The organism is Streptomyces sp. NPDC057302, from assembly GCF_042667685.1.
In the GTDB taxonomy this organism is placed as follows: domain Bacteria; phylum Actinomycetota; class Actinomycetes; order Streptomycetales; family Streptomycetaceae; genus Streptomyces.
Genome location: NZ_JBHUZJ010000032.1, coordinates 41,320 through 54,774, shown reverse-complemented (window position 1 = coordinate 54,774; position 13,455 = coordinate 41,320). Strand labels below are relative to the sequence as shown.

15 protein-coding genes are annotated in these 13,455 nt (G+C 71.2%); 6 read left to right on the top strand and 9 right to left on the bottom strand.

Annotated features, from left to right (window positions below; translation table 11 throughout):
• Positions 1-63 precede the first annotated feature (63 nt).
• The 3 genes from ACFUPX_RS22655 to ACFUPX_RS22645 all read right to left on the bottom strand — a co-directional run bounded on the left by ACFUPX_RS22655 (position 64) and on the right by ACFUPX_RS22645 (position 3,447).
• Positions 64-1,674 (bottom strand): FAD-dependent oxidoreductase, encoded by a 1,611-nt coding sequence (locus ACFUPX_RS22655; protein WP_383325351.1) that lies wholly within the window; start codon positions 1,672-1,674, stop codon positions 64-66.
• Positions 1,675-1,790: 116 nt separating this feature from the next.
• Positions 1,791-2,906: a LacI family DNA-binding transcriptional regulator gene (locus ACFUPX_RS22650; RefSeq protein WP_383325348.1), complete on the bottom strand. Its 1,116-nt coding sequence runs from the start codon at positions 2,904-2,906 to the stop codon at positions 1,791-1,793.
• Positions 2,907-3,120: 214 nt separating this feature from the next.
• Positions 3,121-3,447 carry a putative quinol monooxygenase gene (locus ACFUPX_RS22645; RefSeq protein WP_383325345.1) on the bottom strand — a complete coding sequence of 109 codons (327 nt, stop codon included), beginning with the start codon at positions 3,445-3,447 and terminating at the stop codon, positions 3,121-3,123.
• A gap of 141 nt (positions 3,448-3,588) precedes the next feature.
• Here ACFUPX_RS22645 and ACFUPX_RS22640 point away from each other — a divergent pair, with 141 nt between their 5' ends.
• Complete coding sequence (locus ACFUPX_RS22640; RefSeq protein ID WP_383325342.1) at positions 3,589-3,906, top strand: ArsR/SmtB family transcription factor; 318 nt, start codon at positions 3,589-3,591, stop codon at positions 3,904-3,906.
• 76 nt (positions 3,907-3,982) lie between these two features.
• A complete protein-coding gene (locus tag ACFUPX_RS22635) occupies positions 3,983-4,564 on the top strand; it encodes a GNAT family N-acetyltransferase (RefSeq protein WP_383325339.1) in 582 nt (193 codons plus the stop codon).
• A 114-nt stretch (positions 4,565-4,678) separates the two neighbouring features.
• Here the strand turns inward: ACFUPX_RS22635 and ACFUPX_RS22630 are convergent, their stop codons facing one another.
• From ACFUPX_RS22630 to ACFUPX_RS22620, 3 genes are all read right to left on the bottom strand, one after another.
• Positions 4,679-5,605, bottom strand: coding sequence for a hypothetical protein (locus ACFUPX_RS22630; protein WP_383325336.1), 927 nt, complete (start codon positions 5,603-5,605; stop codon positions 4,679-4,681).
• A gap of 235 nt (positions 5,606-5,840) precedes the next feature.
• Complete coding sequence (locus tag ACFUPX_RS22625; protein WP_383325333.1) at positions 5,841-7,109, bottom strand: aminotransferase; 1,269 nt, start codon at positions 7,107-7,109, stop codon at positions 5,841-5,843.
• A gap of 194 nt (positions 7,110-7,303) precedes the next feature.
• Entirely contained in the window at positions 7,304-7,681 is a 378-nt protein-coding gene (locus tag ACFUPX_RS22620; RefSeq protein WP_383325330.1) for a cupin domain-containing protein, read from the bottom strand.
• 121 nt (positions 7,682-7,802) lie between these two features.
• Between ACFUPX_RS22620 and ACFUPX_RS22615 the strand changes: the two genes are divergently transcribed.
• The 4 genes from ACFUPX_RS22615 (at position 7,803) to ACFUPX_RS22600 (ending at position 10,315) form a co-directional block, all read left to right on the top strand.
• Entirely contained in the window at positions 7,803-8,660 is an 858-nt protein-coding gene (locus tag ACFUPX_RS22615; protein ID WP_383325327.1) for a helix-turn-helix domain-containing protein, read from the top strand.
• Between the two features lie 86 nt (positions 8,661-8,746).
• The gene (locus ACFUPX_RS22610) at positions 8,747-9,109 is read left to right on the top strand and encodes a hypothetical protein (protein WP_383325325.1); all 363 of its coding nucleotides are present in this window, start codon (positions 8,747-8,749) and stop codon (positions 9,107-9,109) included.
• Positions 9,110-9,208: 99 nt separating this feature from the next.
• Positions 9,209-9,778, top strand: a complete 570-nt coding sequence (locus ACFUPX_RS22605; RefSeq protein WP_383325322.1) for a DoxX family protein — start codon at positions 9,209-9,211, stop codon at positions 9,776-9,778.
• An 84-nt stretch (positions 9,779-9,862) separates the two neighbouring features.
• The gene (locus ACFUPX_RS22600; protein WP_383325319.1) at positions 9,863-10,315 is read left to right on the top strand and encodes an RDD family protein; all 453 of its coding nucleotides are present in this window, start codon (positions 9,863-9,865) and stop codon (positions 10,313-10,315) included.
• A gap of 129 nt (positions 10,316-10,444) precedes the next feature.
• Here ACFUPX_RS22600 and ACFUPX_RS22595 read toward each other — a convergent pair whose 3' ends face one another.
• The 3 genes from ACFUPX_RS22595 to ACFUPX_RS22585 all read right to left on the bottom strand — a co-directional run bounded on the left by ACFUPX_RS22595 (position 10,445) and on the right by ACFUPX_RS22585 (position 13,304).
• Positions 10,445-11,044: a hypothetical protein gene (locus ACFUPX_RS22595; protein WP_383325316.1), complete on the bottom strand. Its 600-nt coding sequence runs from the start codon at positions 11,042-11,044 to the stop codon at positions 10,445-10,447.
• 126 nt (positions 11,045-11,170) lie between these two features.
• Entirely contained in the window at positions 11,171-12,484 is a 1,314-nt protein-coding gene (locus tag ACFUPX_RS22590; RefSeq protein ID WP_383325313.1) for a hypothetical protein, read from the bottom strand.
• A gap of 88 nt (positions 12,485-12,572) precedes the next feature.
• Entirely contained in the window at positions 12,573-13,304 is a 732-nt protein-coding gene (locus tag ACFUPX_RS22585; protein WP_383325311.1) for a helix-turn-helix domain-containing protein, read from the bottom strand.
• Positions 13,305-13,455: the final 151 nt, after the last annotated feature.

Genomic DNA, 13,455 nt, shown 5'->3' with positions numbered 1-13,455 from the left:
GGGGGGGGGGGGGGGGGGGGGGGGGGCGACTGGTGGAGGTGTCCCACCCGGCACTTCCGCGGGTCAGTAACCGCGTACGTCGGGCCAGTGGCGCTGTACGCCGTCCCGGTCGAGCAGCCGGGCGAACTCGTCGAACCGCTTGTCCTCGCCCTGGACCTGGTGGGGTTCGACCCCTTCGGACACGCAGTGCGCGGCGAGGGCGCCCGCGACCTCGCCGATGTTCCACTCCACGGGGTGGAGTCGGTAGCAGCCGTTGGTGATGTGGGTGGTGCCGATGTTCTTGCCCGCCGGGAGGAGATTGCGGACGCGGCGGGGCACGAGGGCGCCGAGCGGTATCTCGAAGGGCACAGAGCCGATGTCGATGTAGTTGTCGCCGCCGGTGGAGGGGTGCAGGTCGATCCGGTAGTTGCCGACGCCGACGGAGTCCCGGTAGGCGGTCCGCCCGTAGGGGCCTACGACGTCGATGGCGACATCCTGCTCGGTGACGGTGGTGACGGCCTTGATCCGCCGCGACTCCCGTACGTAGGGCGCCTTGGCCAGGCCGTCCGCCGTGCCCGTGATGTCGGGGCGCAGCCGCAGACCGGGGAAGCCGGTGCCGCCGTCCTCGCGGGGTGCTTCCGTCTGGAGCCAGTACAGGACCGAGAGCGAGAGCTGCCGCGCCTCGGCGAGTGCCTGCTTCGAAGTCTGTTCGCCGCCACCGATCAGGGGCTTCAACCAGTAGTCGTTGAGCGGCCAGTTGACCAGGGTGATGTCGGAGTCGAAGGCTCCGGTCCTGTGCAGCTTGCGGGCGAGGATGCGGCGGAAGCCCCACAGCTCCTTGTCGCCCGCGTCGGCGCTCTGGTCGGCGTTGACGGCGAGCGGGTCGATCTCCGGGTTCGGCACGAACGTACGCGGGACGGCTTCGAGCGAACGCGGGTCCGGGGCGAGGAAGCCGAGGAGCGGTCCCGGCCAGAAGTCGGGCTGGTATGAGCGCCAGAAGTCGTAGTCGACGGGGCGCTCGATGACGTGGTTCTCGCCCTCGTGGTGGGAGAGCGCGAAACAGACGGTGATGCCCTGCTGGTTGAGGGGCTGGGCTTCCTCGGGTGCGTGCGGCTCACCGAACTCGGCCCGTGATTCGGCGCCGATGGCGTGCTCGACGCCGCCCAGTTCGAGGAGTTCGCCGGTCTCGGTGGCGTCGATGACGTAGCGGGCGTGCAGGGTGGTGCGCTCGCCGTCGCGCAGGTTCTCCAGGGTCACCGAGGTGATGACATCGTTGTCGGACTCGGCGGCGACGGCCCAGTGCTCGGTGAGGAGGGTCAGCCGCCCCGACGCGAGATGGGGCGCGAGCATGCCTTCCATGACGGCGAGGGCGACGCGGGGCTCGTGGCAGAGCTTGCTGACGCGGCCGGCCCCCGGGTTGAGATGGGTCAGGGACGACGCCTCCGACCGGAGCGGGTACCACTGGCGGTAGTAGTCCCTGATCGATTCGCGCAGCTTGCGGTACGAGGCGGTCGTACCGAACTGCTCCACCCACGGGTGCTCGTCCGGCGGGACGGCCTGGGAGGTGAGCTGGCCGCCGATCCAGTCGGTCTCCTCGGTGAGGACGACGGTCCGGCCTGCCCGGCAGGCGGCGAGCGCGGCGGCCACGCCGCCCAGGCCGCCGCCGACGATGAGGATGTCCGGTTCAGGGATCACGGTTCTCCTTGTGCTGTACGGGTCGTGCTGTGTTGTACGGGTGGTGCGGTACGGGTGGTGCGGTTCGGGTGGTGCGACGCGGCCCTGCGGTCGTTGCCGCTGCGGGCCGGACCCGGTCAGGCGGTGTCCGGCAGCGCCCTGGGCGGGGGTGGCCCCGTACTGGCGCCGGGCCGGAAGGTGCAGGCCACCAGCGGTTCGGCGGCGTCCTCACCGGCGACGAGCGTGGCGAGCAGCCGGACGGCAGCCGCGCCCAACTGCGCGCGGGGGATGTCGAATCCCGTGGGCTGCGGCGCGTCGGCGAGGTCGGGCGGCGGACTGCCGAGCACCGCGAGGGAGATGTCACGCGGGCAGTCGAGGCCCGCGTCACGGGCAGCCGCGCTCAGCGCCCGCCAGGCCGCGCCGCTGTCGGTCTCCTCGGCCACCACCGCGGTGACGCCCTGCGCCACCCACTGCCGCAACTGCTCTTTCCCGAGGGCCCGTTCCGGGTCGGCGCGGCGGAAGACGGCATCGGCGCCGCCGGGCAGGCCCGCGCTCTCCAGCCCCTCCAGGAAGCCTCGTTCACGGTCGGTCGAGGCGGGCGCGTCGTCGTCCTCGCGTACGAGAATGATGCGACGGTGCCCCAGCTCGGCGAGCCGGTGGACGACTTCGCGGCTGGCGCTCACATAGTCGGCGCCGACCCAGGCGAGGCCCTCCGGTTCGTCCCTGCGGCCCAGGTGGACTACAGGGAACCCGTCGTCCACGAGCCTGCGCAGCTCGTCCACCGGGGCGTGGCGGCCCAGGAAGAGACACCCGTCGGCGAGCCTGGCCCTGTTGAGCGCGTGCGGCCCGGTGGCCCCCGCCCCGCCGGAGCTCGACCCGGTGAAGAGCACCAGGTCGTAGCCCTGCGCGGCCGCTTCCTGCTCCACGCCCACCAGGAACGGGTAGTACGAGTGCTGCACGTCCGTGGGGAAGGTGGCCGTGAAGCTGAAGACTCCGAGCAGTCCGTTGCGCGCCGCCGCGAGGCGCCGGGCGGCCGGGTCGGGCACGTAGCCCAGGTCGGCCGCCGCGTCGAGGACCTTCTGCCGGGTCTCGTCCGAGATGGCGATCCCCTGCTTCTTCCCGGCGAGCACCAGCGAGACCGTGGCCTGCGACACTCCCGCGAGCCGGGCGACCTCGGCCTGGCGCGGGCGCCCGGTGCGCCCTGCCGGGGCGGACGCCCGACCTCGTCCGGCCCGCTTCTTGGGTTCGTCCACCGCTGCCCCTTCATCGTTAATGCGTATTAGTAATGCGCATTAACGAGTACTGTGCGCGGCACCGGACCACCGGTCAAGAGGCGGAACGAACTTTCTTGCCGACCCGCCCAGGAAGGGCCGCACGCCCCGTCATCGACGAACTGGGCGGCGGGGACATGGTCGCGCTGGAGGCCCGGACGGATGGCGCACACCTCTAGGCAGGCAGGGGTCGCACTCAGGCGGCAGCTGCGGGCGCGGACCGATAGGGGCTGTGCATCGTCAGGAACCGGATGTCGAGGTCGGCCTCCAGATAGTCCATGCGCCGCTCCCAGAAGGCCCGCATGCGCGGGAGCTCCAGGTGGGCGTCCAGATCGGCCTGGGAGCGCCAGGCCTCGTAGAAGACGAAGACGCCGGGCTCGTCGCGGTCCTCGTGGAAGTGATACTCCAGGCAGCCGGGCTCCTGTCGTGTCGGCTCGACGAACGAGAGCAGGAGCTCTTTCAGTTCGGCGGCGCGTTCGGGCTTGGGGCGCGCGGTGCCGACGAGTGTGAACGGCTGGTCCATGGGAGGTCTCTCCTCGGTAGATGTCTCGAACGACAGGTACGATCATTCTCGTACCTAGGTCCCGGACGTTAGCGACCCCAGAGGTACGATGCAAGCCGTACCTGAAGGGGAGTCGAGGGAACCCGAGGAGAGGTGTCCGACATGCCCGACGACGAAGGCCACCCGGCCGTCGAGGAGATGCGACTGGGCCCGGTGCTCGCCGCCCTGGCGGACCCGTTGCGCCGCCGCGTGGTGCGCGAGCTGGCGGCCGCGCCCGACGGCACCGCGCGCACGTGCAGTTCCTTCGCGCTGCCGGTCTCCAAGGCGACCGTCACGCACCACTTCCGCGCGCTGCGCGAGGCCGGACTGATCCAGCAGGTCTCCCGCGGCAACAGCCGGATGGCCACGCTGCGCCGGGCAGATCTGGAGCGCCGGTTCCCCGGGCTCCTGGGCATGGTGGCGGCCGAGCCGGAAGTGTGAACCGCGGCGCCGCGGGGGCTTCGGCCTGCGGAAATGCCGTAGTGCCTCAGAACGGCTGTCCCGTAGGGTCCGGCAGATGAGCCAGACTTCCCGTGATGTCGTCCGTCCGATACGTGCCGATGAGTGGCCCGAGGTCAAGGAGCTTCGCCTCCTTGCGCTGAAGGACCCGGTAGCCCCGATCGCCTTTCTCGAGACGTACGAGAAGGCCGCCGCGGAGCCGGACTCGTTCTGGCAGGAGCGGGCGAAGGGAGGGTCCACCGGGACGCGGGTGCGCCAGTTCGTGGCCGAGGACCGGGACGGGACCTGGAGCGGCACGGTGACCGTGCTCATCGAGGAAGCGGGCCGCGACGACGTGTTCGGCAGGGCCGTCGAGCAGCGCCAGGCGCTTGTCGTCGGTGTCTTCGTCCGCCCCGAGCACCGCGGGAGCGGCGTGATCGACGCGCTCTTCGAGACGGCCGTGGAGTGGGCGTGGTCGCTGGAGGACGTGGCGCGGGCGCGCCTGTTCGTCCACGAGGACAACGCGCGGGCCGAGAGTTTCTACCGGCGCTTCGGATTCGTGCGCTCCGGACAGACCGTCCCGATGAAGGACGATCCCTCCAAGCTGGAGCTCGAGATGGTGCTCGACAAGCCCGAGCACCTGTCCGACACCGCCCCATGACTCCCCGGCGGGGGGCCGCGTCGACGGCACGGGTCCCGGCCAGGCAGGCGGCGAGCGCGGCGGCCACGCCGCCCAGGCCGCCGCCCCGCGACAGAGGCATGATCCGATCCGCCCTCAGTTTCGGATGCGGACGCCGTGCCGGGTGCGCATGCGGCGCAGTTCCCACAGGGCCACCGCCGTGACGGACACCGGGCCGCCGAGCACCGCGCACCACTGTGCGGCGGGCGGCCCGTACGGCAGTCCGCCTTCGAGCGCGACGCTGCAGAGCATCAGTTCCCAGACGAGTACGACGGTGAGCGCGGCCGGCAGAGCGGCGTGCACGTTGGACGTGTTGAAGGCGTAGCGGGCCGCGTAGGCAGAGGCGAAAAGCATGAACGGCAGCAGCCAGAGCAGGCCGATGAGCAGCGCGAGCGCCAGCAGGCCGTTCACGAGCGTGCCGTAGTTCTGCTTCAGGAGCACGGCGCTGCCCGCCAGCACGAGGACGACACCCGCCAGGATGCCGACGTACCAGCCCACGGCCTTGAGCGGCGCGCGCAGCCGGGAGCGGAGCACGCGCCGCTGCTCGGCGGGCGCGTAGCGGATGAAGCCGAGGACGACCAGGGGCCCGGTGAAGATGAGCAGCAGCGGGGCCAGGATCAGCTTCACGACGCCGTCGTTGGCGACCCCGCTCCAGCCGTCGTCCGCGCCGTAGGTGTAGATCAGCAGGAGGCTGGCGATCGCTCCGGCGATCGCGCGCCCCAGCTGCACCCGCGTCACGATCCGGTCCGGGACGTGACCGGCGCCGGGCTGATTGAAGATCGCCTCGGCGCGGCGGCGGGCGGAGCGGACCAGCGGGATCAGCGGCGAGACGAAGAGGAACCCCAGGCCGGAGCGCCGCCGCCGGACGGGCTGCGGCGGGTGGGGGTACGGCTGGGGGTGCGGAGGCGGGTACGGGCCGGGCTGCGGTGGGCCGTACGGATTCGGGCCGTACGGCTGTGGGCCGCCACCGCCCTGCGGCTGGCCGTTGCCCGGCCCCCAACCCTGATATCCCCCGTGTGCCACGGTTCCCCCTCGCCTCCTGCGACGCTTCTGAGCGGGCGCAGTTTACTGGCCGAAACAGGGCGGGCGACACCGGCCTTGAGCCGGAGGAGGGGGAACACGTGGCACACGCCGGTCAGTTGTCCCGATATGCGACACCCGCCGCACCGACACGGCACGGCGGGCATCGCCTCACTTCTTTCGCCCCTCGGCTTCAGCCCCCCGGCTTCAGCCCTATCCCTGGGGCGGCGGACCTGACCTAGCCGACGCGCTGCTCGTACCCCACGAGGCGTACGCACACGGCGAGCCCGGCGATGGCCTGCTCGAGCTCCGTGAGGCTCGGGTAGCTGGGCGCGATGCGGATGGTGGCGTCGCGCGGGTCGTCGCCGTGCGGGTGGGTGGCGCCGGCCGGGGTCAGGACGATGCCGGCCTCGGCGGCACGGCGGACGACCTCCTTGGCGCCACCGTCGGCCAGTTCGAGCGTGACGAAGTAACCGCCCTTGGGGTCGGTCCAGCTCGCGAGGCCGGTCGAGCCGAGCTCCGCCTCCAGGATCCTGGCCACGGCCTCGAACTTCGGCTGGAGCAGGGCGCGCTGGCGCTCCATGTGGGCGCGGACCCCGTCGGCGTCCCGCAGGAACATCACGTGCCGCAGCTGGTTGATCTTGTCGGGGCCGATCGACCGCTTGACGTTGTTGGCGAGCAGCCACTTCAGGTTCGCGGGCGACGAGCCGAAGAAGGCGACGCCCCCGCCCGCAGCGGTGATCTTCGAGGTGGATCCGAAGACGAAGACGCGGTCCGCGTTCCCGGCGTCCGCGCAGGCGGTCAGCAGGTCGGCGATCTCGACGGGCTCGTCGGTGAGGTGGTGGGCCGCGTACGCGTTGTCCCAGAAGATCCGGAAATCGGGCGCGGCAGCCTGCATCGAGGCGAGGCGGGCGACGGTCTCGTCGCTGTAGGAGACACCGTCGGGGTTGCTGTACTTCGGGACGCACCAGATGCCCTTGACCGTCGGGTCCTCGGCGATGAGGCGCTCCACGACGTCCATGTCCGGGCCGTCGGCGGTCATCGGCACGGGGATCATGTCGATCCCGAACCGCTCACAGAGCCCGAAGTGCCGGTCGTAACCCGGAACGGGGCACAGGAACGCGATCCGCTCCTGGTCCACCCAGCGCGACTCGGCCCCCGGCACCACGCTGAGCAGGGCGTGCACCAGGCAGTCGTGCATCAGCTCGAGACTGGAGTTGCCGAGCGCGAGGAGCTGCCCGGCCGGCACCTGGAGGACGTCCGCGAAGATCTCCCGGAGCTCCACCAGACCCTGCAGACCGCCGTAATTGCGTACGTCGGTGCCGTCGGCGGAGGTGTGCCGCCCGCCCGGCAGGCTCAGCAGGTCCTCGGAGAGGTCGAGCTGCTCCGGCGACGGCTTGCCGCGCGTGAGGTCGAGCGAGAGCCCGCGCCCTGCGAGGTCCTGGTAGTCCTGGCGGGCCCGCTCAAGGAGCCCGCTCAAGGAGTCGGGGCTCAGCTCGGTGGTCATGGTGTGTCCTTACGTTGTCGGCGCTGCCGGGGCGGGTGAGCTGCCTCGGCGGCGCCGGGGGCATCGGCACTGCCTGCCGAGGATACAAAGCGATGGCCTGCCCATGGCCGGGGAGGTGGCGCTCGTCACCCTTCCAGGGCCCGGCCGCGCCCACGAGACACGGGCCGGACCCGGTGGAGTGGCGCTCGTCACCGTCAGTGCGGCTGGACGAGCTCGGCCGCCTTGGTCATCGGTCCTCCGGCGTCGCCGGTGTTCATCGTCCCCGCGGGCTCGAAGAGCAGAATGGCGGTTTCCTCCTCCGCGACCGGGCAGTGCTCGACCCCGCGGGGAACCACGAACAGCTCCCCCGGAGCCAGGGTCACATCGCCGACCCTGAGCTGAATGGTCAGCCGTCCGCTGATCACCAGGAACAGCTCATCGGTGTCCTCGTGGCTGTGCCAGACGAACTCCCCGTGCAGCTTGGCCAGCTTGACCTCGTAGTCGTTGAGGACGGCCACCGTCTTCTGCGACCACAACTCGCTGAACCCGGCCAGCCTGTCGGCGATGTTGACGGGAACGGGCTTCCTCGACATGCGGCATTCCTTCCTCATGGCCGGCGGCCCGAAGACCCTTGGCCTCCCGGGTCCGCCCGCTGTCCGGCTGATGCCATGAGACTGCCGCGCCGGGACTGCGCCGGTCTTGTACGTTCCTGGCATGACCGCAGAGCATCCCCGCACGTCGATCAGGGCCTGGCGGCCGTCGGTCCCGGGGATCGCGGAGGTTTTCCACGCGCACTTCACCGACCACGCGTATCCGGCCCATACCCATGACACGTGGGACCTGATGATCCTCGACGACGGGGCGGTCGACTTCGCGCTGGACCGCCGCCGCCATGACGCGACCGGCACCGCCGACGTCCTCCTGCTGCCGCCCGGTGTGCCGCACGACGGGCGGACGGTCACCGCGGCGGGCTTCCGCAAACGCGTGCTCTACCTCGATGACTCCGTGCTCCCCCAGCGGTTGGCGGACGGCGCGGTGGACGGCCCCATCCTCGAAGACGCCCTGCTGCGCCGGCGGATCCACCAACTGCACGGTTCACTGGGCCACTTGGGAGAGGAGTTCGAAGCCGAGTCGCGGCTCTCCTTCATCCGTGAGCGCCTCCACGTCCACCTCGACGCGCTGCGTCCGCGCGCACCGGGTCTGGAGGCCAGCCGTCTCGCGGCGGCCCTGCGCGAGCTCCTTGACTCCCGGATATCCGCCGGCCTCCCGCTCCAGCAGGCAGCCACCGCACTGCACGCCCACCCCACCCACCTGATCCGCTGCTTCAAGCAGACCTACGGCCTGCCTCCGCACGCCTACCTCACCGGCAAGCGCATCGACCGGGCGCGCCACCTCCTGCTCGACGGCCAACGCCCCGCCGAGGTCGCGACCGCCGTGGGATTCCACGACCAGGCCCATCTCAACCGGCACTTCGCCCGCCATGTGGGGACGACGCCCGGACGCTATGGGCGGGGGACGCCGGCATCTCCCGTCGCGATCGCCCGTCATCCGGTGGACGTTCCCATCAGGTGACTCGATCTTTCCTGTGCGCGCCGCCGCCCCTGGCCTACCATCGGTCGGACATGGCCACACGGGAGACACGACCCCAGAGCAGTGCGGTGTGCGCTGTCCTCCTCGCCATGGCCTTCCTCTTCCTCGTCCCCCTGCTCGGGGTCGACGGGCCGTCGGGCACCGCCGTGGCGTCCGTCGCACAGGACCGGGGCGCGGTCGCCGCCGCCTTCGGCCCGCACGCCGACAGCCTCGACAGCGGCCGTGACCGAGCCGGTGGCCGCGGCTGTCACGAGGGCGGGAGCAGGACCCCGCACGAGGCGTTGCCCGCTCCCGAGCGGACCGGCTCGCCCACCTTCGAGGCGGCAGCGACCTCGTACGCGGCGCGGGACGACGCGCCCGCGCCGCCGGGAGTCTCTCCCCCGGACACGACGTCCGTGGACCTCTACAGAACCCAGGTCATCAGAACGTGACGGGATCTCTCCACCCGCACCCACGCCGACAGGACCGGTCGGCACCATCACGTCACCTCCATCGGTCGAGCCGACCGACGATCAACAGGAGAGATCCGCATGCCCCTTCACCCTCCCGGCAGTTCCACCGGCACGCACACCACCGCTCCGGCCGGCGCCGGTTCCCCGCTCGCCACCTCGCCGTACGGCACTGACATCGGGCTCCTGCTGCTGCGCTGCGTGGTCGGTCTGACCATGGCCGTCCACGGCAGCCAGAAGCTCTTCGGCTGGTTCAACGGCTCCGGCCTCGACAGCACTGCCGGGTTCTTCGCGAGCGAGGGCTACTCCGCCCCGAAGGCGATGGCCACGATCGCCGGACTGACCGAGACGCTCTGCGGCCTCGGTCTCGCCATCGGCCTGCTCACCCCGCTCGCCGGGGCGGGCATCCTCGGGATCATGCTCAACTCCATCGCCACGAAGTGGGGCAACGGCTTCTTCAACCCCGCCGGCATCGAGTACGACCTGGTCCTGCTCACGGCCGCCGTGAGCCTGGCACTGGCAGGACCCGGCAGGTACGCCGCCGACCGCTTCCTGCCCGTCCCGCGCACCCACCGGCTCTCGCACGGCATCGCCGCCGTAGCGCTGGGCGCCGTATCGGCCGCGATCGTCCTGGTGGCCCTGCGCGACTGACGGCGGCCGGTCCCGGGCAGAGCGTGCAGGGGACAATGGACAGCGGACAGTCAAGGAAGAGAAGAAGAGGCCGGAAGCAGCACCGTGGTCGATCAGCAGTACGTCCCAACCCGCTCCATCGCCCCCGCTCAGGCCCGCAGAGCAACCGCGGCGGTCGTGGACGCGATCGTCGCGCTGGTCTGCGGGCTCGCGGCCGGTGTCGCCGCCGGTGTGGAGGTGAGTGACGGCGTGGTCGAACTGCGGCCGCAGTCGCCCGTGGTGTGGGGATCGGCGCTCGGCGTGGCCGTCGGCGTCTCCTTCGTCAACCACGTCCTGCTCACCCTTGCGGTCAGGGCAAGCCTCGGGAAAGTGATCACGGGGCTGCGCGTGGTCCGCGCTTCTGACGGAGGGCGCCCGGGGCTCTTCCGGCTCGTCGGACGCTGGCTGTTCGGCTTCTACTGGACGGTCCTCTTCGTCCCTCTCCATCTGGCGACGGACAGCGACGTGGAACAACAGGACGCGGTGGGGCTGCGCTTGGTTTGTCGGGCGGCCCGCTGATCCGGCCGGTTCCCGCACCGAACGCACCGCATGCTCCGAACGCACCGGGGCTGTCGCCCACATGGACCCCACATGGACGACAGCCCCGGTGCAACGTCGGCTAGATTCCCTCCGCCTGGCGCCGTCGCCTCACTTGGCGGGCAGGCTCCAGATGGCGGGCTTGCCGTCTTCCTTCTCCGCCCAGTGGACTTCCAGGTCCTTCGCGGCCTGCGGAACCAGGTAGGTCTCGCACAGGACGTGGCTCTCGCCCTTCTTCCAGCCTTCGAGGTCCAGCGGGTCCTCGCAGCCCGGCGCGTCCTCGGCGGCGCCTATGAGCAGGCCGCCGCGGGTGCCGTCCGCCCAGATCTCCGTGGTGTCCGCCACGTCGGGGCTCGCGGTGAGCGCCGCGCCGCCCTTGTGCGTGAACTTGAGGTGGGCGACCGCGGGGACCAGGCCCTTGGCGTCCTCGGGATCCTGGACGAGCTTCTTCGCGTCGGCTTCCGTGCCCAGGTCGACCTTCTGCGCGGCGACGTCGTACGTGATCGCGGTCCCGTCCTCGTCCACCTTCCCCGTGGTGCTCGCCCCTGCGGCCAGCTTCTCTTCCTTGGGCTGCGACGCGGCCGCGTCGTCCTTCGGCTTGCCCTCGGAGCTGCTGTCCGACTTCGAATCGCCGCCGCCGCAGGCCGTCAGGGCCAGGGCGAGCACGGCGGTCGGCACGGTGAGGCGCAGTGCGGTGTTGCGGTGGAACAAGGTGACCTCCTGGTCGATTGCCGGGCAGTTCCCGGCAAGTGGGGGGCGTGGAGTGGAGCGGCTGCCGCGGGGCTCCGGTCAAGGCCGCCGGACGCCGCGGGTGTTGGGGCGCTCCAGGTGCGAACCCTAACGGGCAGGGTGCGGGGACCATGTGGCCGCACCCCGGTAGAGGCCCCGGCGCTCGGCCGACCTGATGGCTCGGTGGTCCCTGTCGACGTCCCTGCGGTTGTCGGCGGCCAGGACGAGTTCGCCCGGGGAGCTGGTCCGGTTCACGGTGCGCCGCACACGGGCGCCGGGGCGCAGGTCGCCCGCGGCCTGCCGGACGGTGGGAAGCGCCGTGATCGTACGCAGCAGTTCCTCGTCGATCGCTCCGTCCTGCGGGGCGATCAGGGACACGCGGGCAATGTGCGGTCGGCGCACGGGACGTGCCGGGGTGCGGGGGCGATCGGGGAGCACGGCCTGTACCGCGTCCTGTACGAGATCGCTTCCGGTCAGTTCGCGCAGGACGGTGTCGGCGGCGTCCATCGGCGGGCCGGGCTCGGCGCGCACCAGGACCGGGCCCTGCCCGTCCACGACCACAAGGCGGCTGCGCAGGACGCCGGTCCTCACCCCGAGGATGTCAAGGACCCGCAGCATGTAGAGGGTCAGGAGCCGGGGTGCGAGACCGCGCGGATCGACCAGGTCGGACCGGTCGTGCAGTCCGGCGGGGGTCCGGGTCTCGGCCCAGATGCGGGTGACACGGTGCTCCACCGCGTCGCTCGGGCCGCGTCCGGTGACGGTGTCGAGGTGGTAGACGGTGCCGCAGAGGTGTTCCTGGAGGACCAAGTGCGGGTCGAGGCCCTGCTGATGGGCGTTCTGGCGCATCGCGCGCCAGGCCACGGCGAGGTCGTAGCCGGAGCGGCAGCGCCTGGTGGGAGCTTCGAGCGCGGTGTCGGCGGCGGCGACGACGTACTCCGGAAGGTCGTAGAAGGCGGCCCAGTCGAGCGCGGTGGCCAGGCTCGCGGTGCGGATGCCGCGCGGGGCCGCCACGCCGGCGGCCGCCAGTGTCTCGGCCTGGAGCCCGATGTCATGGCGCAGCAGCGAGCTGGAGGGGTCGTTGCCCGTGCGCCGCAGTTGCTCGGCCAGTTGGTCGGCGAGATCGACGCCCAGAGAGCTTCCGGCGACCACCGCTCCCACCCGGTGGGGCGCCAGTAACTTGACGGTCTCGCGCAGGGATCCGGTGTGCACGATCCGGTGGCGGTACTCCCCCGTGACGGTGGAGCCCGCGAGCTCCGGCGGGAGCATCGCGGGGGCCAGCTCGATCGCGACGCAGGGCCAGCCGCGCGCGGTGAACTCGCCCGCGTACGCGCCGTCGTCACCGTAGGGAGCCACGACCACCGCCACGCGGTCGGCGGGCGGAACGGTCTCAAGGGCAGCGGACGCGGCCGGCTGGAGGGCCATGATGTGCTCCTCAAAGGTCGACCGAGCCTGGGATCACGTCGATCTTTGTGGATGCCCGACGGCCTGTCAACAATTGGGGCACTCACGCCTACTCGTCCTGCGGCTCCGGCGCCACCCGTCGCGCGCGCTCCTGCAGCGCGAGCGTGTCGAGGGCCGGAAGGATGTCCCGCAACACGTCGACCTCGCCGGTGCTGCGCAGGGCGAGGCTGTCGGCCCCCAGCCGCTTGAGGGCCAGCCTGGTCGCGAGCTTCGGCAGATCCTCGTTGACCATGCGCTTCAAATGCTCGACGAGCGCCTCGCCCTCACTGCGGAAGCAGAACCCGAGGGGCACGTCGAAAAAGGTCTCCAGGGTGCCGACCATGTCGTGCCGGGGCTTGCGCTCGCCGTTGAAGATGTTCCAGACGGTCTGTCGCGTGATGCCGGTCCTGGCGGCGATGTCGGCGTCCTTGTACGGCTTTTGAGTGGCCGGGTTGAGTCGGGTGGCCCTGAGGAAGCGCAGGCGCGGCAGCAGCAGGGCCAGCCGGAAGCCTTCCCGCGCCTTGGCCTCCGCCGGTTCCTCGTCGGTCAGCGGCGCCCCGTCGAGCAGTGCTTGGGCGCGCTCGGGGGCGATCCCCGTCATGTAGGAGACGTGCCGCGGAGGCAGCAGGTCCCCGCGGGTCTTGCCCAATCGGCCCGCGTAGGCGTCGACATCGACGAGGAAGCGGTCGACGGCGAACCTCAGGAGGTACTCCCTGGGCGCGTCCTCCCGCCGTGCGTCCGGGTGGGCACCGGCCAGCAGGCGGTCGATGTCGCCTCCTCCGGGGTCGGCGTCTGCGTTCACCTGTAGGTCTCCAAGGGCCACGGGACACGATGGGTCGTCTGAGGATAGCCACTTCCGCACCGACCCCCACTGCACGGTTCCCCAATCGTTGACACTCTGTCGCGGGGTACTGGAAGATCACAGACCTGATCAGGGCCGTATACGGAGTGTT